Raw genomic sequence first — 21,341 nt, forward strand, 5'->3', positions numbered from 1 at the left:
AAGAAATTTGCGACACTCCTGCCGAAAAACTGGTTAGCCGAGACCCCACAGGCGCATGCGCCGAGGAGGCTTGGCAGACAGTCGGCGGAAAGGGAGCGGATTTCTGAAATCAACTGGAATGTTTTCTAGAAAAAACTGAGGGCTGTCTCATCCCAACTTATATTTAAGACTAGTTTATCCTTTAAGTTTTTCACCTGTAATCCCCATAAGATTGAAGAAATTTGCGACACTCCTGCCGGAAAACTGGCTAGTCGAGACCCCACAGCTGCTTGCGTTGATAAGGCATGGAAGGCAGTCGGCGGAAAGGGAGCAAAATCAGATATTAGCTGGAATGTTTCTAGGAAAAACAGTAAGCTGGTCTCATCCCAACTTATATTTAAGACTAGTTTATCCTTTAAGTTTTTCACCTGTAATCCTCATAAGATTGAAGAAATTTGCGACACTCCTGCCGAAAAACTGGTTAGCCGAGACCCCACAGGCGCTTGCGCCGAGGAGGCTTGGCAGACAGTCGGCGGAAAGGGAGCGGATTTCTGAAATCAACTGGAATGTTTTCTAGAAAAAACTGAGGGCTGTCTCATCCCAACTTATATTTAAGACTAGTTTATCCTTTAAGTTTTTCACCTGTAATCCCCATAAGATTGAAGAAATTTGCGACACTCCTGCCGAAAAACTGGCTAGCCGAGACCCCACAGGCGCTTGCAGTGAGGAGGCTTGGCAGACAGTCGGCGGAAAGGGAGCGGAATCTGAAATCAACTGGGACTTTAAATAACTTGTTTACAGTCTGAGGAGCCCTTGTTAAAAACAAGGGCTCCTTCTTTCAAAAGTGTTGCTTACTTGACTGCCTTTAATGCTTGTTCGGATATATAGAAGTCTTTTCCGTTGTAAACGGTGATCGCATTAATTTCTTTTTGTTTAGTGGATTTAGGAGTCTTGCTGATAACGATATTCTTATTTGCAGGCAACTCCACTTTTTGCTGCCCCTTTTTCGCTACGAAAACCGGGTTATTCGGGTCTGTAACATCAATGCGGGTTGAATATCCTTTTTTCTCAAAGGAATCTTTGGCATTCATGTATAGTTTGTTCGATAATTTTTGTAAATCAAAGCCCATGAATTCGGCCATTTTTTTAGCGAGGTCTGTATTCTCCACCAATCCAGTCGGTTTTGAAGGGCCATAAGAATACAGGAATACGTCTTCCCCTGTATGACCGCCCGTTGTAAAGCCAATGTTGGCACGGTTAGCAAGCAGCTTTGTCATTTCAGCACCTACGTTTTTAGAAGAGGTAAGTTTTGCTGTTTCTTCAGAAGTCAGATTATCCAGTCCATACAGTGCTGCAACTTCTTTCAGATTGGAATGATCTGGTTTTAGCTTACTTAAGGCCCCTTCAACAGTCATTTTCGCTTTCTTTAATGGATCGATATAAGCTGATACGGGTGTTTCCGGGTAGGAGGAGTTCGTGTTTACGTTACCCATTGTAATTCCGCTGTTCCCATGGTCCGTTACAGCAATGACCATCGTGTTTCCGTCATTTTTTGCAAACGTAAGGGCTTCGTTCACGGCATCATCAAAAGCTAAAGTATCACTAATCATTCCGATCGTGTCGTTTCCGTGAGCAGCCCAGTCAATCTTGCTTCCTTCAACAAATAAGAAGAAGCCATCTTTATCTTTTTTCAAGGTTTTAAGGGCTTTATTGGTCATTTCAGCTAAAGTGGGTTCACTTGGCTTTGTTGTTTTACGATCTAAATCATATGCCAGGGCGCTAGGTGCAAAGCTTCCCCAAATTTTATTCGATTTGGATTTTAACAGCTCGTCACGGGTTTCAACAAAATCATATTTGTCTTCATCGAGCACTTCCAAAAGGTTTTCTCCATCAATTCTTGCATTTTTTGTTTTACCTGGTAAAAGGGATTCTTTGCCCCCTCCCAAAACGACGTCAATCCCCTGATAAACCTGCTGTTCCGCAATATCACCATAATTGCTTCGATGTGTCACGTGAGCGGAGAAGCCGGCAGGTGTAGCATGCTGGATTTCAGATGTAGAAATGATGCCAGTAGCCTTTCCAGCTTGTTTCGCACCCTCCAAAACGTTAGCGACTGGTTTATGGGCATTTTTCGGATTAACCGGATCGAGCCCTGGAGAATTGACGATGGTTGGCAGGACACCGACAAATTTATCATTTGATTTATTTCCTGTCGCAAGCGCTGTTGCTGCAGGAGCGGAGTCGGTGATCGCCGATTCAGCCGAGTATGTACGCATGCCGCCAGACAGCATTTCGTCCATGGCTAGATTATCGCCTTTATACCACCTTGAAAGGGTTGTGGCTCCTGTGCTTGTTCCATCCATCACCATCATGATGACGTTGGTTGGTTCTTTTTTCTTGTCTTTAGCCTGAACATCTTCCTTCATTGTTGAAATACCAAGTGATGATATGGCCACCGCGCCCGCTAAAGTAAATCCAGCTACCTTTTTGCTCACTTTCACCAAAATGCATACCTCCAAAAATATGATTACATTTAGGATAAATGCAGTATATTAAGAAATTACTTCATGTAAGTAAAGAAAGGATTTTTATCTGTAAATTTTGTTTGAAGAAGCCACTTGCAGAGTGAACGTTAAAAAAAGCAGAAGTCTATAAGACTCTGCCTTTTTAGGATGGTTTTTACCTTTGGAAAAATTCAATCCACTCTTTTTCCGGCCCATATACGTAGAAATAACGATAACCATTCGGAAGGGTGACGATCTCTTCATCAATCAGTTCGGTGTTATCCAAGCTTTTGATCCGGGCATATTCTTCTTCGATATCATCCACGGTAATGGCAAAATGGTGGATCGTTGCTTCGGAGGGAAGGGTGTCGCTATATCCCTGAATCAATTCTATTTCTGTTTCGTCCGACTCTTCGTAACCGAGGAATGCCAGTTCGATCACTCCATTAGTATGAATCATGCGTTCCTTTAATTTCAAATCCAGCACATCTTGATAAAAGGCGATGGACTTTTCGAGATCTTTTACAACAACGCCAATGTGATCGACCCTTTTTACAGCCAAGAAATCTTCCTCCTTCATTAAATCCGGATGCAACTTGCTAAAGCATATATAAGATTATTCGGAATTGAATTACTTTTTTATAGCCGTTTTTAGATATTTTTTTAAAATGATGGTAATAAAGGATAAAAAATGGTAAATGTTAAAAAGGTGACAAATTGGGATAATACTTTTCTTCCGTAGTATCTCTTGATAGATTCTTTTCTTGGGAATAAATGAATTCATCATTTTCCAGGGCAAAAATTTGTTTCTAAATGGAATAGCCGATATACTATGGAAACAACTCCATTATTAATGGATAGGAGAGGAGAGGTAGTATGGGAAAAATTCGTGAAGGTGAAGTTTTCACTCTTACTGATGACAGTGATGAAGGCCATGAAGTTGAGGTTTTAGGTTCATTGGATGTAGAAGGAACGGAATATGTAGCAGTAGGCTTGCTTGAAGATATTGAAGAGGATACGGATGAAGATATCGATATTTTCTTTTTCAGGGTCGAAGGCGAAGGTGAACTGCTCGATATTGAATCGGATGAGGAATTCGAAAAGGTATCATTGGCGTTTGAAGCGGCATTTGAAGCGAAAGAATGACAAGATAAAAGACGGCACAATGTGTGCCGCCTTTTTTATATGTATAAGGAAAGTACCGGCCCCGCCTTCGCCAAATACCATGATAGCCACGCGTGCTATCCAGCCTTACTTAAGTATAGGGTTGTATTATTGATAGGACGTGTACACCGTATGAAGATTTTGTTAATAAACGGAGTATTTTTCCATCTCATAGGCATAGGATAAAAAAAGTGGAGGTGATGGAATGGCCGTTGTAAAGCACACTGATGCCGATATAGCCTTATTGGCAAGATTGCTTAGGGCGGAAGGCGAGGGCGAAGGTGATCAGGGCATGTTGATGATCGGTAATGTAGGGATCAATCGGATTAGATCGAATTGTTCCGATTTCAAAGGGCTGAGGACGATTCCAGACATGATCTATCAGGAGCATGCCTTTGAAGCTGTACAGAAGGGGTATTTTTATCAGCGGGCAAGGGACAGGGAAAAAAGACTTGCACGCCGAAGTGTAAATGGTGAAAGGATATGGCCCTCGAAATTTAGCCTATGGTACTTCAGGCCACAGGGAGATTGTCCGGCAACCTGGTATAATCAGCCCCTGGTTGGGCGTTTCAAGCTCCATTGCTTTTATGAACCAACAGGTACAGAATGCCCGAATATTTATAATACATTTTAAGGAACAGGCTGAACCATACGGGGGTTTAGCCTCTTTGTGCATCAATCCTTAACTTGTATAAAACATATGATAAAACTGGCAAATGATTTACTGATACTGTAAAATTGAGACTGTAAATTTCCGGATAAGAAAGGAATAAAAAATTGATGAGTAAAAAGCTTATTGATTATGGACAAGGGCAAATGGGAGAACAGCCGGAGGATAGTACGGGGAAATTCAAGTCTTTCATGGAGAACAACCCGGACGCCATTTCCATTGTTGATCTGGAAGGAAAGACCCTTCAGGTGAATGCAGCTTTTGAAGAGTTTTTTGGATGGACGAATGATGAGCTCATTGGCATGCCGTTTCCAATTATTCCTGATTTCTTGAAGGAGTCAGTCAATGAATTGCATGACCAAATTAAGGCTGGGGTACAAAAGAAAGGCTTTGAAACGGTCAGGTTAAGGAAGGATGGCCAGTTAATCGATGTAAGCATCTCCCTGTTTAATATCCGCGATAATGAAAATGAGCCGTGCGCATTGGTTTTCGTTTATCGGGATATTACGAATCAAAAACTTGCTGAAGCTGCCTTGAAGGAAAGTGAACAAAGGTATCGCAGTTTAGTGGAGGTGTCACCTGAAGCGATTTTTGTACATCGCAATGGGATCATCGAGTATATGAATCCCATGGGGGCAAAAATGCTTGGGATGGATAGTGTGGAAGATATTATCGGTAAATCGGTTTTTCAGTTCGTCCACCTGGAGTCCCGGGAAAGTGTACAAAAAAGAATCGAAATCATGAGGGACGATCATCAGGCGGTCGGTTTACTGGAACAAAAGTTCATTCGGCTTGACGGACAAGAATTTTATGGTGAAACACTCGGTCTTCCGATTATTTATAATGGGCAACCAGCCATACAGGTATTCTGTAGGGATATTACAGAGCGTAAAAAGACCGAAGAGCTGCTCTGTAAATCCAATATGTTATCGGCGGTAGGACAGATGGCTGCAGGCATCGCACATGAAATAAGAAATCCATTAACTACGGTCAAAGGGTTTTTGCAATTATTAAGGGAAGACCCTGAGCAAAAGGACTATCTTGAAATGACGGTCAGTGAAGTTGAAAAAATCGAAATCCTGGCCAATGAGTTTTTAAGTTTAGCAGAGCCTGAAGCGAAGGTTTGTGAATTCATTCAGCTTAATGAGATATTGGACAGTGTGGTTACGTTAGCCGAGTTTCAAGCGATATTGAATGATGTCGAAATCATCAAGGCATATAATACGGATTCGGCATCTGTCTTTGGCGAACCGAATCAGTTAAAACAAGTATTCACGAATGTCGTCAATAATGCGATAGAAGCCATGCCGAATGGCGGCAAACTTCATATACAGTTAAACCATGAAGGTGACTCTGCGATGATCCGGTTCATTGATCAAGGCTGCGGAATTTCAAATGAGCGCATGAAGCATCTAGGGCAGCCTTTTTATAGCACATCTGAAAAAGGAACAGGGTTCGGGCTCATGGTCAGCACCAAAATCATCCATGAACATAATGGGGAAATTCATTTCACCAGCGAAGTGGGAGAAGGGACGATTGTAGATATCAGTCTCCCTATCAATGAAAGTTCACAATGAAAAGTGACGAGAAGCCATGCTCTCGTCACTTTTTGGTTCAAAGTTTAACGATCGTCCTGCCTCTTGCTTCCCCTTTTAGTAGGGTAGGAAGGACGTCAGGCAATTCCTCAAGTGTAATTTCCTGTTGAACGAGCTGTTCCAAATCCTCCAGTTTAAAGTCGGTGGCAAGGCGATGCCAAACTTTCAATCTTGTATCCATCGGGCAATTGACCGAATCGATCCCAAGTAGATTAATACCTCTTAGGATGAATGGAAAGACGGTGGCAGGAAGGCTTGTCCCGGCTGTCAATCCGCTGACCGCCACAGCTCCGCCATACTTGATTTGACTAAGGACCGAAGCTAACGGTTCACCGCCGACGGGATCTACCGCCCCGCTCCACTTCTGTTTGCCCAGAGCCCGCAGCTTGCCATCATATACATCTTCACGCGATACAATGGTCGCCGCACCGATTGCCTTCAAATATCCATGTTCCGATTCCTTTCCTGTACTAGCCTCAACGGAATAGCCAAGTTTGGAAAGGATCGAGACGGCAAAACTGCCGACCCCGCCAGTTGCACCAGTGACAAGAACGCTCCCTTGCTCAGGTGTGAGGTTATTTTCTTCCAGCCGCAGTACCGATAGTGCTGCAGTGAAACCGGCCGTTCCGATGATCATCGCCTCTTTCATTGTTAGGCCATCAGGAAGCGGGACGACCCACTCTGCAGGAACACGGGCAAATTGACTATAGCCCCCTGATTGGGAAACGCCAATTCCGTAGGAGGTCGCAATGACATCGTCTCCTTCTTTAAAGCGGGAATCCTCAGATGAAATGACAACACCAGCCATATCAATTCCCGGAACGATCGGATAGCTGCTGACAATGTTTCCATTTGGAATAGAAGCAAGGCTATCTTTATAGTTCACACCGGAATAATGGACACGGATGAGCACTTCGCCTTGAGGTAGATCATCAAGTGATAGCTGCTGAATGTTAACGGTGAATTGATCATCTTGCTTATTCACGACTAATGCATCAAATTGCTGAATCATGGTTCGTTCCCCCTTATAATAATGAATCTACCCCATTATAAAAGAAAAAATAGAAGAATGTATAATGATACAATTCGAAATAAGTAGCGCTTCCTTTTCTTTCTGCTTCTAAAAATGGTACTATTAGATTTGATTCAGTTCATATTAAAGGAGATGTTTAACATGGCTAAAAAAGGATACATACTTATGGAAAATGGGGAAAAAATCGAATTCGACCTTTTCCCGAACGAAGCACCTAACACAGTGGCTAACTTCGAAAACTTGGCAAACACAGGATTTTATAATGGCGTAGTCTTTCACCGTGTAATCCCTGGTTTCGTAAGCCAAGGCGGAGATCCAACAGGTACAGGCGCAGGCGGAAGCGGAACGCAAATCAAATGTGAAACAGTAGGAAACCCTCATAAACATGAGGCAGGCAGCCTATCTATGGCACATGCCGGAAAAGACACAGGCTCAAGCCAATTCTTTATCGTGCATGAACCACAACCGCATCTTAACGGTGTTCACACAGTATTCGGTAAAGTGACATCTGGACTTGAAACAGCCAAAGCTATGAAAAATGGCGACAAAATGGAAAAAGTCGAAGTTTTTGACGCTGAATGATGGAAGCGAAAAGAGGGGGCATTATGCTCCCTCTTTTTTTTGCGCTGTTCATGAGCGAAATTATATAAAGTCATTTAGGTGTGATGCTTTCAGTGAAACGATAGTTGACCCTTGTCAAAGTTTCTGAAATATCCCATAATCTTTTCGATGTTTCTTCATTATATAAGGTGTCGATGATCTCGTCTTTTCTGGGAAAACCTTTTCTTCCCTTCTTTCCATCGGGTCCGATATACTCCCCGCCTGTCAATGAAGGTTCCGTTGCGGCATAAAGAGTAGGCAATGCTCCCATACTTGCCGGCTGGGTAATGGTTTTGGAAAGAAAGTGCACGAATTTATTTATGGGTTTGCCAGAACCGCGGGACATGAGATTAGTATGGGAAAGGCCCGGATGACAGGCAAGACTGATCGGGGTTGCGCCATGCTGGTTGAATTTATTTTGTAATTCGCGGGCGAAGAGCAGATTGGCCAGCTTGCTTTGCCCATAGTATTTCATTGGTTTATAACCGTTTTCACCATTTAGATTTTCGAAGTCTATATATCCATTGATGGCGGCCAAGCTGCTCAATGTGACCACACGCGATTTTGGCGTAGAAAGGATACACGGAAGAAGTAGGCCTGTCAAAGCGAAATGACCGAGGTGATTGCAGCCGAATTGCAGCTCGAAGCCATCCTTCGTCCTACTGTAGGGCGGAATCATCACACCTGCGTTATTGATGAGGACGGAGAGAGATTCATAGTTTTCCTGAAAGGAAGCGGCAAAATGCCGAATGCTGCTCAAATCACTTAAATCCAGCTCCATCACACGTACATTAGCCTTTGGGTGGACCGATAAGATTCTATCGACCGCCTTTTCACCCTTTGAAGCATTCCGGACCCCAAGGATGATCTCTGCCCCCTTACCGGCCAGTGCAAAAGCCGTTTCGAAGCCAAGCCCGCTATTTGCACCAGTAATCACAATGGTTTGCCCCGATACATCTGCCATTTCTTCGCCATTCCACTTTTCAATCATCCAATCACACCTTTCCACACAGTCTTTACCTATCATATACCCAAATAATTCCTATATGTCACATTCTGTGCGGGGAACAGTGTGCTGTCGTCTATTTTTTTAAAAGTTTAGCCGCCCATTAAGTAATCCATTATATTTTTCACGATCAAAATGACGGTCACGATGATAAATAATACTCTTACATATGCCACTCCTTTCTTAATGGCAAATTTAGAACCGGCTAACGCTCCTGCTATCATGGAGATCCCCATTGGGATTCCGTAGGAAAAGTTGACGATATCAAGGAATATGAACATGATCAGTGCCGCCAAATTACTTCCAAAGTTCAAAAATTTGGCATTTCCTGCAGAGTGCAAAAAATCAAAGCCAATCATTAAAAAGGCAAACAAAATGAAGGATCCCGTTCCAGCGCCTAAAAAGCCATCATAAAAACCAATGGCAAATATAGCGAACGCAAATAGTGCAGCCTTTTGCCATGTGAGTGTATGGTAAGTCGACTTCTGGCCCCAGTCCTTTTTAAAAAAGGTATAAATGGCAATAGCTATTAATAGAACCAAGATCATTGGCTTTAATAATTCAGGCGAGACGAAATTGACAACCCAAGCTCCCAGCAGGGAACCTATGAAAATCAATGGGAAAAGTTTTGAAACCAATTTGAAATCAACCTTACCTGAGCGAATGAAGGCAATGGTGCTTGTTAAAGACCCCATGGAACTTGCTAACTTATTCGTAGCGATCGCTGCTGACGGGGAAAGTCCTGAAAATAATAAAGCGGGTATCGAGATCAGGCCGCCGCCGCCGACCACGGAATCAATGAATGCTGCCAAAAATCCAAAAAACATCAGCAGCAAAAGTGTCGAAATATGTATATCTTCCATCCAAGAAGCCTCCGTATCAATGGCATTATGGCTGAAATGCTTGTTTTGCTGAAGCCATAAACCACGTTTTTTTATATTAGTCACTATTTAGATAGTAACTAATGTGGACCGTCCTGTAAATAAGAATATTTGAGTCATACTGTTTGATATCGAATAGATTTCGATAAGAGATTTGGTATGATAGGCATATAACTTACTAAAAGCACTAGGAGGTACTATGCAAGATATCATTCAAAAACTACAGTCTCTCGGGTTTAGTCAATATGAAGCAAAGGCTTATGTTTCTTTGGTTCGCCAAGGCCCAACCAGTGCCTATCAAGTAAGCAAGGAGTCAGGGATTCCAAGGGCACGCATCTATGAAATATTAAATGGCCTGCAAGAAGAAGGAATCGTCTTAAAAGAGGAGATCAATGACTCGATAAAATATTCACCGCTGCCAGTCGATGTTTTTTTGGAATCGGTTCAATCAAAATGGGACAATACCTATCAATCCATCAGCCATACATTAAAGCAATTCGAGAAAAACGAACCGAAGTCCGACAATCGTGTAATGACGCTTAAAGTTGAAGGGCACATCCTTTCCTTCTGCCGTACCTTGATTCACAAAGCCGAGAAAAGGGTGGTGGTTTCCCTGTGGGACGAGATGTATGGAAAACTTGAACAAGAGCTAATAGGAGCCGCCGCGCATTGCACGCTCAAGGGGATTGCATTTCAGGTTGAAAAACCATTATCAGGTATAGATAAACATCGCCAAACAAGCTATGTGGAAAATATCGGGGAAAACAAATGGTTCATCTTATCCATTGATGGCAAGGAGACGATTTACGGCCCTTCGCCCGAAACGAGAGAAACGGCGTTCTACACAGATGATCCCATTCATATCAATTTTCTCGAAAATTACATTTGGCATGATATCCTCGTTAACCGCTTGGTTAAAAAGGATGAAGAAGATGCCGAGAAATGGATTTCAAGTGAAAGAGACCGTTTTTTCTCCCTATAAGATTTGAAAAAAAGCTGATAACCCCATATGCAGGGGATATCAGCTTTTTTATTTTTGTAACGGAGTCATTCGGATAAAAGGGTTTTAGGAAATTTAATGGCCGTGGGCAAGCTGGATTTATCTCGATAAGACCTGTAAGACACAATCGTATGATTATGCGCTTGAACATCCAACTGGAGAACCTGTGAGCTTTTCATTTCCAAATAGTACGTAACGTCTTCTTTTTGTAAATGATAAAAGGAAAAAGGTATCCCTAAAAGGTTTTTCCTGATTAGTTTTGTTTCGGGCTGATTGATGATGTGCTCACTCAATTCAGCTATCGTAACAGAAGTTGTTCCTGTAATGGCTGTTATTTTTTCTTTTGCATAATCGACTGCATGACTGAAAGTGCCGGCAATGTTCTTCAAGATTCCGTTCATGGGTGCATCTCCTTTGAATTAGGCTATGTATGTAGTATTATACGCGGTTAATGGTTTATGCAAAAAATCGGCAATGATGATATAGAATCGTCACTTTATGAACATGATTAAGAAGTGTGCGACAAAATCAATAAAATGGGAATCAAGAAAGGACAGAAGGTCAAAGAATGAGGAATAAAAAAATATTTATGGGCCTGCTTTTCATCGCAATCCTCGCTTTTTCAGCCGTGTTCATTCAGATGAATATGGATGGCAATTCCAGAGCGGAAAAAGGGAAAGGCGCTGATGCAGATAAGCATGAGAGAATAGAAAAATTGCTGAATAGTATGACGCTTGAAGAAAAAATCGGACAGCTTATGATGGTCGGTTTCAAGGGAACTGAAAAGAGCGATGAAATTACCGAACTCATCGAACAAAAACATATAGGGGGCGTCATTTATTTTGACCGCAATATGAAATCACCTAAACAAGTGGCCCGGTTATCCAACTCGCTCCAGCAAACGGCCAATCAAAGTGCACATTCGCTTCCGTTGATGGTGGCCATCGATCAGGAAGGCGGGGACATCATCAGGATGAAGGAAAGGGTATCGCCCCTCCCAGCACAACAGGATCTTGGTAAAAATGCCTCTATTGAAGACATGTACAAGGTGGCCAGATTGAATGGGACAGAACTGGGATCCATGGGGATTAACATAAATTTTGCCCCTGTACTTGATCTATCAAAAACGGATAAACGTTCATTGGGGCAAGATCCGGAAAAGGTCTATCAATACGGAAAGAAAGCCATTCAAGGCTTGAATGATGTATCGATAACGGGTGCATTGAAGCACTTTCCCGGCAACGGACGCAGCGAAATCGATCCGCATGTCGAAACTTCATCCGTGGAGGCCAACCAACTGGATCTGGAAAATTCGGATATCTATCCCTTCAAGCAAATCATAAGTGAAATGGATAACCAAAAGTTTTTCGTGATGGTGACCCACATTAAATATCCGGCCTATGATAAAGAAAAACCAGCAAGCCTTTCTAAAATCATCATAGAAGACCTGCTTCGGGGGAAGCTCAAATATGAGGGTCTTGTCGTTACCGACGATTTGGAAATGGGGGCTGTGAACAAGTATTTCTCCTATGATGAGATAGGGAAGCAGGCAATCCTCGCAGGAGCTGACCTTTTGCTTGTCTGTCATGAATATTCCCATGAGCTTGAGGTATATAACGGGTTACTGCAAGCAGTAAAAGCAGGGGAAGTTCCAATGGATAGAATTAACGAGTCAGTGAAAAGAGTGCTGACATATAAACTTAACAACATGAAGCAAGCGAAAGCTGACCCGGATCAAGCGGGAAAAGTCGTGAAAAATCCCCAAAGCATAAAGTTCATCGAAAGCCTGAGCGGGGATGAATAAACGCGAAACCGCTCTCTCCAAAGGATGTTTTTGTTTAATTCAGCCCATAGAGGGAACACTATATAGGACTAACTTGAAGGAGGAAACTAACATGCCATCAAACAAAATGCTTGGAACCGTCCTGATAGGAGCAGCCGCATTTTTAATGCGCAATAAGAAAACCCGTGAAAAAACCATGAGTCAAATAAGATCTCTGGCCACCCCGGAAACCATTGATAAAGTGAAGAGCCAATTCCAATCAATAACCAAAACAAAATCAAGTAACCCTTCCGTACGTTAAAGCAAATTGACCCCATTAGTTATTCTTAATGGGGTCAAACTATAGACAAATTAGAGAAGTACCAGTTTTTAGTTCCCGCTGATTGAAGAATTCGCTCCCTTTCCGCCGACTGTCTGACAAGCCTCCTCGACGCAAGCGTCTGTGGGGTCTCGTCTAGCCAGTCGCAAATTTCTTCAATCTAGAAAGGGTTCCATGCGAGATAATCAAGTTTAAAATCATGGTTCGGGGTGCGAGCATTCCGAAATCAAATTGACCCCAAAGTTTTCTTATTGGGGCTTTTTTATTGCTTAATATTCTCTTAAAACAACTAATACGATTTAAAATCACCGTGAAACCTTCAAGCTGGTGAAAGGAAAAAGGAAAAGCACTCGTTTCTTTCGAAGACCATGGATAGGCATTCAGAAGTACAAGTGCTTTCATGAAGGATCAATGATCATTCAGCTTCATCTTCACCGTCATTTTCTTTATTGAACCAAAGCGGGTCCTCATTATCGACTTCACCATTATAATTAATCAGGATTTCTTCTCCTGCTTTTATGTCGGTGTAAGCAAAGAAATCAAACGTATGATTCTTGAAGTTTATGTCATACGTAGCGTTGGGTGTATAAGAATGATTAAACAGCATGCCATAGCCTAAAAGCATGGCAGTATGGTTAATTCCATATTCAAACGCATAATCAGCCAGCAATGTCTTCTCAATGAAAACATGCTCCTCGTTCGGATATGCAATGACAGGTGCCTCATGCAAAAGCTCACCTTTTTTAATATCTCGTGTTGCGAATACGCCTCTATTGAACTCGCCATCACTGAGTGTGGAAGTTTTAACTTCAATCATGTTCGTCACCTACTTGTTCTATTCAATATAGTCCAGATCATCTAAGCTTGACAGTTAATAAGAAGAAAAGCAACTATTTTACGGAATTAATCATTTTCAGTAAAAGAATCAGTTTGTTTTTATTGAGGCTCCACCTGTACCGTAGGACGGAATTCTTCGCATGAAGGACGAAAAAAGGGAACGAACGTCCGAAATGATCCTCGGATGGTAGACCGATACATAAGAAAAAACACCTCCGCTAGCAGGGAAGCTAGGGAGGTGTTTGATATATAGGTAAATCTCTTAATTCACACCGACAGCTGTAAAGGCATTTTTGACAGCTGTGACTTCTGCACTGCTTGAACCGTATAAATCAGAGGCCGATTGTATGACCGCCGCCCTTGCTTGTGAAAAAGTCGACGAGGAAGTTAAATATGTTGTGTTTGCCCGATAAAAGATGGTTCCTAGTTTATCAATGCCGATTCCGGACACACTCACGCCATGGTGGGTTCCGCCTGCAGAGATTAAATAAGCTGCCTTATTAATGATCCCGCTGTTCGTGTGGACTCCGCCATTATCACCCGTTCCTGTATAACGGTCCGAATAATGGTCAGGGTCCCCATTCAATGTTGGATTAGCCATCGAGCGGAGTGCATCACCTGAAATGTTAGGTGTGTAAATATCTTCCCCGACCAAATAATCGGCTTTGGCACTTTGATTCTTAAATTCTACGACCGTGCCAAAAATATCAGATATGGCTTCATTCAAAGCACCGGATTCATATTGATAGGTAAGGTTCGATTCTGAGGAAGTGACGGCATGCGTCAATTCATGTGCAACGACATCGAGACCGCCGGACAATGGGATGAATGTAGTGCCATCTCCATCACCGTAAACCATTTGGGTGCCATCCCAGAAAGCATTATTGTATCTTGAGCCATAATGGACGGTTGATTTCAGGATGGTTCCATTACCATCATAGGAGTCCCGGCCAAATGTGGATTTGTAATAATCATAGGTTTTACCCGCATAATAATGGGCATCCACCGCAGCTTTATCGGCAGAAGCAGTAAAAGCATTTGTTGTGTTGGAAAAGAGTGTACCAGGCAATCTTGAACGGTTATTGGCGTTATACGTGTAGATGCCTTTACCGCGTGTATTGTCTTGTAAGTAGTATTGACCGTTGGATAAGGTAGTGTTCAGCGACACCGTATTGTTTAAGACGCCAGTGCCCGTTCCGACGGAGTTGGTCCCGGTCACTTCATCCAGTGTATTATATTTATTCAGGATTTTACCCGTTTTGACTGAAATGAAATAATTATGATTTCCTGGTTCCGGACTTAAGAATTTCAAATTGACTTTATATACATAATCGGCCTTGCCTTCATTTGCGTATACATACAGGTCAGATTCAGGTGATTGCTCGTAGGCAGGGGTGAACCCCAGATCCGCTTCAGCTATTTTGATAGCTTCGGATTCACTGATGCCTTTTTTAGCCTTTTTCCCTAATTTCGTGTTTAGATTGGCTTCAACCGTACCGGACACGACGGTCAATACACCTTTAGCGTCAATCAATACGGCTTGTGTGGAATTCCATACAGGTACGCCTTTATAGGTTTGTTGCAATTTAAGGACGGTATTGCCCAGTTCATCCTTGCTCTCTTTCTCGATCGTGAAGGAGTCCTTCGCCTTTTGCTTTTCTAGCTTGTAAGACTTTTTGTTTTCATCAAAAAAGGTAAGAATGATATCTTCTGCCGTTTGCTTTGAGGGGTCTGTAAGCTTCCCAGACTTGTATTCTAGCGAATCCCTATGCTTATTGTACTTTTCAACACTTAATACATTTTTTGCCGCTAAAGCTTCTTGATGGGGAATAGCAGAAAATAATAGACCGATGGATAGTGCAGTTCCTAAAAATACCTTACCTTTCATAACACTCAACTCCTTCATGAGAATATCTCATTTTTACATCGTTTCGTAATTATTATCAAATAGAGAAAACTCGCAAAAAATATGACATTTAAAGGAATAAAATGGTGAAAAATGGATTTTAATAGAAATATTCTTTGATTATATTCTTTTAGTAATATTTGTTAAATGTATTTAAATTAATCCAAATGAATAAATGTGCAAAAAAACATTGCATAAAGTGCAAAAAAACATGGCGTAACGTGCAAAGAAATTTGTCTATTGAGGGCATTTTTTTTGATAATTTGTTGAATAGTGCGCTTTGTAAAAGTGGCATGAAAATTGCATATATCCAGAAAAGGAATTCGAATTGTAAATTAGGTCTATTTGAGAGTCTATGAAATAGGAAAATTTATTAAATGATTTCCCCATATATGAAAGCGCTTATATAGAAAGGGATGAAAAATTATGATACCAAAACAAGAAAATGACATCTTGCATCCTCCAAAGCAAGAAGAACAAGGGTTAAAGCGCGGTTTGAAATCCCGCCATTTAACGATGATTTCCATTGGCGGGGCTATTGGTACCGGGCTGTTCCTCAGCAGCGGTGCAGCCATTCATACAGCTGGGCCAGGCGGGGCATTACTTGCTTATGCCTTAGTTGGGGCAATGGTGTACTTCGTGATGACGAGCTTAGGGGAATTGGCAGCCTTTATGCCGACAAGCGGCTCTTTCAGTACCTATGGATCGAAATTCGTCGATCCGGCATTTGGTTTTGCCTTGGGATGGACGTATTGGTTCAATTGGTCGATGACGATAGCCGCAGAGTTGGCAGCCTCGACAATGATCATGAAATTCTGGTTCCCGAATAGTCCATCATTGTTATGGAGTTCATCATTCTTGGTGCTCATTTTCCTATTGAACTATTTATCCGTTAAAGGATATGGTGAAGGGGAATTCTGGTTTTCCTTCATAAAAGTAACCGCCATCGTTATTTTTATTATCGTCGGGCTGCTAATGATCGTCGGCATTATGGGCGGCGAAGCGGTAGGCTTTAAAAACTTCACCGTCGATGACGCTCCTTTCCCGGGCGGGTTCATGGGTGTCTTCATCGTTTTCATAGCGGCGGGCTTTTCTTTTCAAGGTACTGAAATTGTCGGTGTGGCGGCCGGGGAAAGTGAAGATCCTGCACGGAATATACCGAAGGCCATTAAAAGTGTCTTCTGGAGGATCTTGCTCTTTTACGTATTGGCAATCTTCGTAATAGGACTGCTTATCCCATATACGAACTCAAGTTTGCAGGGTGATAACGTCATGGTAAGTCCATTCACGCTCATTTTTGAAAAAGCTGGAGTCGCCTTTGCCGCTTCGCTTATGAATGCCGTCATTTTAACAGCGGTATTATCTGCAGGTAACTCAAGTCTATATGCATCAACGCGTATGTTATACTCAATGGCAAAAGATGGGCAAGCACCGCGTATTTTTGCAAAACTTAATAAACGCGGCGTACCGGTTGCAGGCATGATTTTGACATGCTCCATCGGCATGCTGGCCTTTTTAGCCTCCATATTCGGCGATGGTAAAGTGTATATTTGGTTAATGAATGCCATCGGAATTACAGGATTCATCTTTTGGCTCGGCATTTCCATCAGCCATTACCGTTTCCGGAAAGCGTTCATCGCTCAAGGCCATTCATTGGAGAAGCTGCCATATAAGGCATTATGGTTCCCGATCGGACCGATCTTTGCCATTTTAATCGGCATGATCGTCATCCTGTCCCAAAATATCCAAGCTTTTTTCTCAGACCATATCGATTGGGGCAGTGTTGTAGCTGCATACCTGGGAATCCCGCTTTTCCTTGGTCTATGGCTTGGCTATAAATTTATAAGAAAAACTAAATTCGTTAAACTTGATGAAGTCAAATTTGACTTTGACAAAAAATATGAATGAACGAGCTTTAGTAAAAGCAGCCGGACAATGCAGTTTTAAATTGTCCGGCTTTTCCTTGTTTTCTATAGGCTCATCATCAAAAGCCAGGAAGCTGATTCCTGGCTTTTGATTTTTATTAAATGGGAATTTATACAAAAATCATGGTAGGTGTTATATGATAATCGTAAACTCGGCTAAATTGCATGTACGGAACGACTGGAAGGCTTTTACTATTTTCAAGGGAAAGGGAAGGTGCACGCCTGATGACCTTATTGACTCATTTAAAAGTATTGGACTTTTCAACGTTACTGCCAGGCCCATTTGCCACTTTGATGCTAGCGGATTTAGGAGCGGATGTTTTGAAGGTGGAGAGGCCGGGGACAAAGGATTCATGGGGTGTGAACCAATATCTTAACAGATCGAAGAAGTCGATCACACTGGATTTAAAACAATCCGAGTCTATCGAATCCGTAAGAAACCTAGTTAAGGAATACGATATCGTCATTGAACAATTCCGTCCAGGTGTCATGGAACGTCTGGGACTGGGGTATGGGGCATTAAAATTGATCAACCCGAAGCTGATTTACTGTTCCATCACGGGCTACGGCCAGACTGGTCCCTATAAAGACCGGCCGGGACATGATATCAATTATATTTCGATAGCAGGCTTATCAGGATATTCCGGTACGAAAAAGGACGGCCCGGCAAAAAACGGAACCCAAATAGCAGATCTTGCCGGAGGCTCACTGCATGCTGTCATCGGAATATTATCTGCAGTCATACATAGGGAAAGAACAGGATTCGGCCAAGCCATCGACATCAGCATGACCGACTGCAGTTTTGCCTTGAATGCCATATCCGCACCTCTGAATTTACAAGGGGGCCTTGAACTTGAACCAGAAAAACTGATGCTGAACGGAGGGTCTTTTTATGACTTTTACGAAACGAAAGATGGACGCTATTTTTCGGTAGGCAGCCTTGAGCCCCCTTTTCGAAAAGCATTATGTGAAGCGATCGGTGCACCCGAATTATATGAACTGAGCATGGAAAGCGATGAAGAAAGCGGAATCAGGTTTAAAACGGCCGTCCAATTTGCTTTCCTCGAAAGAGATTTTCATGAATGGCAGGAGATATTCGCTGATTTCGAGGCCTGCGCAGAACCAGTGCTGACCTTCAGCGAAGCGGCCGAACACCCCTAGTTGAAGGAGAGGGGAATGATCGTCGAGGTACCTGACGGAAAAGGAAATGTCCAGAAGCAAATCGCCTGCCCGATCAAAACATCGGTTTTCACCCCTGAATATAAACATGCAGGCTTGAGGCCAGGACAAAACAACACAGAAATCCTTCGCACCCCCAATCGCTAAATAAAGATGTAAAGGCTATCACTTTTCCGAGTTTTCGGAAGGTGATAGCCAGTTTTTTTTTGAATGCCGAAAAAGAAGGAGGAGGGGCGAAAAAATCGTTCCAAGATCGAAATGGAGCGGAAGGAGAACAATTATCCTCTTATCACTTGTGGAAGGCAACATATTATGACTGTGAAAATTTACTAGTTATAAGCAGTGTGGGCAGGGTATCAGAGTAGCATCCTGGTAAGGAGGGTTAGTTAAATATGTTTGGTCTCTCTGATATCATTAAATTTCTATTTTCCTTTTTTTTGATCATGCCGATCGTTACATTGATACATTTGAGCGGGCATATTTTCTTCGTTACGATCTTTGGGGGATCGGAAAAGAAAATATTGATCGGCTGTGGCAATAAGCTTTTCGCCTTTCGGAACATAGAGGTGAGGAAATACTATTTTTGGAATGGGACTTGCGAGTTCAAGGGATTGAAACATGATAATCGATTGACGAATACGCTGATCTATTTAGGAGGAGCTATCTTTAATTTAGTCAGCATGCTGATCATATATAGCTTGGTGTATCAGAATATCCTGGACAGCTCGGTAATCTGGTATCAATTTATCTATTTTTCTTTCTATGTTATGTTTTTCTCCTTGTTTCCGATGTATTTCTCGGACGGATCGCCTAGTGATGGGAAGGCTGCGGAATTGGCCTTGAGGAACAGGCTGGAAGATAGGGTTACGGATGATATATTCGTGAAGAAAATGGAGGAGGATGATAGCTGCAAGTAAAAGGGAACGTGCTGGTGGCCGTTCTTTTTTTGTTTGCTTTCAGTTTTAGGGTTTTAAGTATAAACCTAATCGGCACGCTTATATTGAAGCCGATTAGGTTGTTCACATCCTGTAAATAAGTTTTAAATTCTCCGTAAAATAATCATTCCCATACTTCTTTTGCTACATCAACGACGAATTTCAGTTTTTCCCATTGCTGTGCTTCGGTCAGCTTGTTGCCGTGATGTGTGGAGGCGAAGCCGCATTGAGGGCTTAAACATAATTGTTCGAGCGGAACGAAGTGCGAGGCTTCTTTAATGCGTGCCTTAACAGCTTCCTTGTCCTCGATTTCCCCATTTTTTGAAGTGATGACACCCAGTACGACCCGTGCACCGCCATTTGGAATGTATTCCAATGGTTTGAAATCCCCTGAGCGTTGATCATCATATTCCAAGAAGAATCCATCCACGTTCTCTTTTGCCAATAAAGTAGGGGCGATACGGGCATAGCTTCCTTCAAACGCCCATGTCGACTGGTAGTTTCCGCGACAGAGATGGGTAGTGACGATAAGGTCTTCCGGTTTTCCTTCCAATGCACCATTAATTACTCGAAGTGCTAGGTCAATTAATTGTTCCCTCGTATACTTTCCATCTTTGAACTGGAAATCCGGAGCTGAAAGTCTGGCAATATATACATCATCCAATTGAAGATAACGCACACCTGCTTCATAAAAGGCTTTCAAAGCATGCTGATAGGCTTTGATGATATCATTTGCATAGTCTTCAATATCAGGGTAGACGTCTTCATTATGAATGCCTGCAGCAAATAATTGATTCGGACTGGGGATGGTTTGCTTGGCAACGGCACGTCCGTTCACGATTTTGTCCAATTCAATGAAATCACGAATGAAGGGATGTTCAGGGTTGAATGAAACCTTCCCGGTATTGCGAACATTATATCTCTCTGTTTCCACACCATCGAATGTGAGGCCTTTTTCAGTTACATATCCCTCGATGCCATTTAAATGTTCGAGGAAGTCAAAGTGCCACCATGTGCGTCTGAACTCACCGTCCGTAACGGCCTCTAAACCAACTTCAATTTGTTTATCGACGATCCGTTTGATTTCTTCGGTTTCAATTTCACGAAGCCGCTCAACTGAAATGGTACCTTCCTTAAAGTCCTTTCTGGCAATATGTAAACGTTCCGGTCTTAATAAACTACCGACGTGGTCCGCTTTGAATGGTGCTTTCGTTAATGTGATTGACATGTTGATTCCTTCTTTCCTTTAAAAAATAAAAAACCTCTTCTTAAAAATAAGAAGAGGTGTTGGCAACAAGGCTATATACTCTTCTTATCTTCAAGTTTTTACACTTCTGGAATTAGCACAGTACAAGATTCAGTCTGTTGCTGAGGCATCAAAGGGCCAGTCCCTCCACCTCTCTGGATAAGAGTTGTCTATTAAATTAACTATGACTATACAGGTAGTTTTTATGAAGGTCAAGGGGGGAGCTTGAATATTTCGAATATACCGTTTATTAATCCGGGCTGAAATGTTAACGGCATCAGGGAATCCGGCATATGCTTTGATTGGGGAGGGAATGCAAGGATGAGTCCATTCGAAAATGGCATACCGATTACGGTAACTGAAGCCATGATAGAGAGAATCATAAAAATGAAATCATCTGGTCAGGATATTAAAGTCGAGATTACGCCAAGGCATATTGTGCTTTCCGGAACGGTGGAAGTGAAAAAAATGATGTTTAAGAAAAACGTAGCTTTCCGGATTACATTAAAACCAGTTCATGTGGAAAAAAGAACGATTTCATTTGAATTAGTGGAAGTGGAACCCATTGACATGAATTTCATCAACCAAAGGATATTTAACAGACCGCCATTTTTTGAATATGAAAAAAGAGCGATCAAAATGGATGTTAATGCTTGGAGCATCGTGAGAAAAATCCCCATTGGCACAATTAAATCGTATGAACTCGCCGAAGGTGCATTGAAAATGAAACTTTCTTTATGATTCAAGGGGATATTTTACATATATCCTTAGCCGCAATC

General features: G+C 42.2%; 22 protein-coding genes and 1 riboswitch. Of the genes, 13 read left to right on the forward strand and 9 right to left on the reverse strand.

Annotated features, from left to right (window positions below):
- The first annotated feature begins 211 nt into the window (after positions 1-211).
- The gene (locus J7I90_RS18120; RefSeq protein WP_214773149.1) at positions 212-556 is read left to right on the forward strand and encodes a hypothetical protein; all 345 of its coding nucleotides are present in this window, start codon (positions 212-214) and stop codon (positions 554-556) included.
- A gap of 274 nt (positions 557-830) precedes the next feature.
- Here the strand turns inward: J7I90_RS18120 and J7I90_RS18125 are convergent, their stop codons facing one another.
- Positions 831-2,480 (reverse strand): alkaline phosphatase, encoded by a 1,650-nt coding sequence (locus tag J7I90_RS18125; RefSeq protein ID WP_311381016.1) that lies wholly within the window; start codon positions 2,478-2,480, stop codon positions 831-833.
- A gap of 178 nt (positions 2,481-2,658) precedes the next feature.
- Positions 2,659-3,063 carry a VOC family protein gene (locus tag J7I90_RS18130; protein WP_214773150.1) on the reverse strand — a complete coding sequence of 135 codons (405 nt, stop codon included), beginning with the start codon at positions 3,061-3,063 and terminating at the stop codon, positions 2,659-2,661.
- Between the two features lie 296 nt (positions 3,064-3,359).
- Here J7I90_RS18130 and J7I90_RS18135 point away from each other — a divergent pair, with 296 nt between their 5' ends.
- The 3 genes from J7I90_RS18135 (at position 3,360) to J7I90_RS18145 (ending at position 5,894) form a co-directional block, all read left to right on the forward strand.
- Complete coding sequence (locus J7I90_RS18135; protein ID WP_034310405.1) at positions 3,360-3,629, forward strand: DUF1292 domain-containing protein; 270 nt, start codon at positions 3,360-3,362, stop codon at positions 3,627-3,629.
- A gap of 223 nt (positions 3,630-3,852) precedes the next feature.
- Complete coding sequence (locus tag J7I90_RS18140; protein WP_096339263.1) at positions 3,853-4,281, forward strand: cell wall hydrolase; 429 nt, start codon at positions 3,853-3,855, stop codon at positions 4,279-4,281.
- 146 nt (positions 4,282-4,427) lie between these two features.
- Positions 4,428-5,894: a PAS domain-containing sensor histidine kinase gene (locus tag J7I90_RS18145; RefSeq protein WP_214773151.1), complete on the forward strand. Its 1,467-nt coding sequence runs from the start codon at positions 4,428-4,430 to the stop codon at positions 5,892-5,894.
- A gap of 37 nt (positions 5,895-5,931) precedes the next feature.
- Here the strand turns inward: J7I90_RS18145 and J7I90_RS18150 are convergent, their stop codons facing one another.
- Entirely contained in the window at positions 5,932-6,924 is a 993-nt protein-coding gene (locus J7I90_RS18150) for an NADPH:quinone oxidoreductase family protein (RefSeq protein WP_214773152.1), read from the reverse strand.
- Between the two features lie 162 nt (positions 6,925-7,086).
- On the opposite strand from J7I90_RS18150, the gene J7I90_RS18155 reads away from it, so the two are divergent.
- The gene (locus J7I90_RS18155) at positions 7,087-7,527 is read left to right on the forward strand and encodes a peptidylprolyl isomerase (RefSeq protein WP_053536682.1); all 441 of its coding nucleotides are present in this window, start codon (positions 7,087-7,089) and stop codon (positions 7,525-7,527) included.
- A 70-nt stretch (positions 7,528-7,597) separates the two neighbouring features.
- Here the strand turns inward: J7I90_RS18155 and J7I90_RS18160 are convergent, their stop codons facing one another.
- On the reverse strand, positions 7,598-8,536 hold the full coding sequence (locus J7I90_RS18160; protein WP_214773153.1) for an oxidoreductase: 939 nt from the start codon (positions 8,534-8,536) through the stop codon (positions 7,598-7,600).
- 107 nt (positions 8,537-8,643) lie between these two features.
- Entirely contained in the window at positions 8,644-9,414 is a 771-nt protein-coding gene (locus J7I90_RS18165; protein ID WP_214773154.1) for a sulfite exporter TauE/SafE family protein, read from the reverse strand.
- 217 nt (positions 9,415-9,631) lie between these two features.
- On the opposite strand from J7I90_RS18165, the gene J7I90_RS18170 reads away from it, so the two are divergent.
- The gene (locus J7I90_RS18170) at positions 9,632-10,414 is read left to right on the forward strand and encodes a TrmB family transcriptional regulator (protein ID WP_214773155.1); all 783 of its coding nucleotides are present in this window, start codon (positions 9,632-9,634) and stop codon (positions 10,412-10,414) included.
- A gap of 65 nt (positions 10,415-10,479) precedes the next feature.
- Here J7I90_RS18170 and J7I90_RS18175 read toward each other — a convergent pair whose 3' ends face one another.
- Positions 10,480-10,833 carry a hypothetical protein gene (locus J7I90_RS18175; RefSeq protein ID WP_214773156.1) on the reverse strand — a complete coding sequence of 118 codons (354 nt, stop codon included), beginning with the start codon at positions 10,831-10,833 and terminating at the stop codon, positions 10,480-10,482.
- 167 nt (positions 10,834-11,000) lie between these two features.
- Here J7I90_RS18175 and nagZ point away from each other — a divergent pair, with 167 nt between their 5' ends.
- Together nagZ and J7I90_RS18185 are read left to right on the forward strand one after the other, a co-directional pair.
- Positions 11,001-12,236, forward strand: a complete 1,236-nt coding sequence (gene nagZ, locus J7I90_RS18180) for a beta-N-acetylhexosaminidase (protein WP_214773157.1) — start codon at positions 11,001-11,003, stop codon at positions 12,234-12,236.
- Positions 12,237-12,327: 91 nt separating this feature from the next.
- Positions 12,328-12,516, forward strand: a complete 189-nt coding sequence (locus tag J7I90_RS18185) for a hypothetical protein (protein ID WP_034310424.1) — start codon at positions 12,328-12,330, stop codon at positions 12,514-12,516.
- 433 nt (positions 12,517-12,949) lie between these two features.
- Here the strand turns inward: J7I90_RS18185 and J7I90_RS18190 are convergent, their stop codons facing one another.
- Entirely contained in the window at positions 12,950-13,351 is a 402-nt protein-coding gene (locus J7I90_RS18190) for an SET domain-containing protein (protein WP_034310428.1), read from the reverse strand.
- 282 nt (positions 13,352-13,633) lie between these two features.
- Positions 13,634-15,259 carry a M4 family metallopeptidase gene (locus J7I90_RS18195; protein WP_214773158.1) on the reverse strand — a complete coding sequence of 542 codons (1,626 nt, stop codon included), beginning with the start codon at positions 15,257-15,259 and terminating at the stop codon, positions 13,634-13,636.
- Between the two features lie 444 nt (positions 15,260-15,703).
- On the opposite strand from J7I90_RS18195, the gene J7I90_RS18200 reads away from it, so the two are divergent.
- The 4 genes from J7I90_RS18200 (at position 15,704) to J7I90_RS18210 (ending at position 19,298) form a co-directional block, all read left to right on the forward strand.
- Complete coding sequence (locus J7I90_RS18200; protein WP_214773159.1) at positions 15,704-17,185, forward strand: amino acid permease; 1,482 nt, start codon at positions 15,704-15,706, stop codon at positions 17,183-17,185.
- 242 nt (positions 17,186-17,427) lie between these two features.
- Positions 17,428-18,363: a CaiB/BaiF CoA transferase family protein gene (locus J7I90_RS18205; protein WP_251025359.1), complete on the forward strand. Its 936-nt coding sequence runs from the start codon at positions 17,428-17,430 to the stop codon at positions 18,361-18,363.
- Between the two features lie 15 nt (positions 18,364-18,378).
- A complete protein-coding gene (locus J7I90_RS27495; protein WP_251025360.1) occupies positions 18,379-18,528 on the forward strand; it encodes a hypothetical protein in 150 nt (49 codons plus the stop codon).
- A 245-nt stretch (positions 18,529-18,773) separates the two neighbouring features.
- Entirely contained in the window at positions 18,774-19,298 is a 525-nt protein-coding gene (locus tag J7I90_RS18210; protein WP_214773160.1) for a hypothetical protein, read from the forward strand.
- Between the two features lie 142 nt (positions 19,299-19,440).
- Here the strand turns inward: J7I90_RS18210 and J7I90_RS18215 are convergent, their stop codons facing one another.
- A complete protein-coding gene (locus J7I90_RS18215; RefSeq protein WP_214773161.1) occupies positions 19,441-20,544 on the reverse strand; it encodes a 5-methyltetrahydropteroyltriglutamate--homocysteine S-methyltransferase in 1,104 nt (367 codons plus the stop codon).
- 81 nt (positions 20,545-20,625) lie between these two features.
- Positions 20,626-20,728, reverse strand: a riboswitch (SAM riboswitch).
- A gap of 155 nt (positions 20,729-20,883) precedes the next feature.
- Here J7I90_RS18215 and J7I90_RS18220 point away from each other — a divergent pair.
- Positions 20,884-21,303, forward strand: coding sequence for a hypothetical protein (locus J7I90_RS18220; protein ID WP_214773162.1), 420 nt, complete (start codon positions 20,884-20,886; stop codon positions 21,301-21,303).
- Positions 21,304-21,341 lie beyond the last annotated feature (38 nt).

Source organism: Bacillus sp. ISL-57, assembly GCF_018613135.1.
Lineage (GTDB): Bacteria > Bacillota > Bacilli > Bacillales > DSM-1321 > Peribacillus > Peribacillus frigoritolerans.

Excerpts from the sequence above, each read along its gene's own strand:
- nagZ (WP_214773157.1), top strand. The coding sequence starts at position 11,001 with ATGAGGAATAAAAAAATATTTATGGGCCTGCTTTTCATCGCAATCCTC.
- J7I90_RS18160 (WP_214773153.1), bottom strand. The coding sequence starts at position 8,536 with ATGATTGAAAAGTGGAATGGCGAAGAAATGGCAGATGTATCGGGGCAA.
- J7I90_RS18170 (WP_214773155.1), top strand. The coding sequence starts at position 9,632 with ATGCAAGATATCATTCAAAAACTACAGTCTCTCGGGTTTAGTCAATAT.
- J7I90_RS18150 (WP_214773152.1), bottom strand. The coding sequence starts at position 6,924 with ATGATTCAGCAATTTGATGCATTAGTCGTGAATAAGCAAGATGATCAA.
- J7I90_RS18135 (WP_034310405.1), top strand. The coding sequence starts at position 3,360 with ATGGGAAAAATTCGTGAAGGTGAAGTTTTCACTCTTACTGATGACAGT.
- J7I90_RS18205 (WP_251025359.1), top strand. The coding sequence starts at position 17,428 with ATGACCTTATTGACTCATTTAAAAGTATTGGACTTTTCAACGTTACTG.
- J7I90_RS18210 (WP_214773160.1), top strand. The coding sequence starts at position 18,774 with ATGTTTGGTCTCTCTGATATCATTAAATTTCTATTTTCCTTTTTTTTG.
- J7I90_RS18175 (WP_214773156.1), bottom strand. The coding sequence starts at position 10,833 with ATGAACGGAATCTTGAAGAACATTGCCGGCACTTTCAGTCATGCAGTC.
- J7I90_RS18130 (WP_214773150.1), bottom strand. The coding sequence starts at position 3,063 with ATGAAGGAGGAAGATTTCTTGGCTGTAAAAAGGGTCGATCACATTGGC.
- J7I90_RS27495 (WP_251025360.1), top strand. The coding sequence starts at position 18,379 with ATGATCGTCGAGGTACCTGACGGAAAAGGAAATGTCCAGAAGCAAATC.
- J7I90_RS18140 (WP_096339263.1), top strand. The coding sequence starts at position 3,853 with ATGGCCGTTGTAAAGCACACTGATGCCGATATAGCCTTATTGGCAAGA.
- J7I90_RS18220 (WP_214773162.1), top strand. The coding sequence starts at position 20,884 with ATGAGTCCATTCGAAAATGGCATACCGATTACGGTAACTGAAGCCATG.
- J7I90_RS18200 (WP_214773159.1), top strand. The coding sequence starts at position 15,704 with ATGATACCAAAACAAGAAAATGACATCTTGCATCCTCCAAAGCAAGAA.
- J7I90_RS18215 (WP_214773161.1), bottom strand. The coding sequence starts at position 20,544 with ATGTCAATCACATTAACGAAAGCACCATTCAAAGCGGACCACGTCGGT.
- J7I90_RS18145 (WP_214773151.1), top strand. The coding sequence starts at position 4,428 with ATGAGTAAAAAGCTTATTGATTATGGACAAGGGCAAATGGGAGAACAG.
- J7I90_RS18195 (WP_214773158.1), bottom strand. The coding sequence starts at position 15,259 with ATGAAAGGTAAGGTATTTTTAGGAACTGCACTATCCATCGGTCTATTA.
- J7I90_RS18190 (WP_034310428.1), bottom strand. The coding sequence starts at position 13,351 with ATGATTGAAGTTAAAACTTCCACACTCAGTGATGGCGAGTTCAATAGA.
- J7I90_RS18155 (WP_053536682.1), top strand. The coding sequence starts at position 7,087 with ATGGCTAAAAAAGGATACATACTTATGGAAAATGGGGAAAAAATCGAA.
- J7I90_RS18185 (WP_034310424.1), top strand. The coding sequence starts at position 12,328 with ATGCCATCAAACAAAATGCTTGGAACCGTCCTGATAGGAGCAGCCGCA.
- J7I90_RS18165 (WP_214773154.1), bottom strand. The coding sequence starts at position 9,414 with ATGGAAGATATACATATTTCGACACTTTTGCTGCTGATGTTTTTTGGA.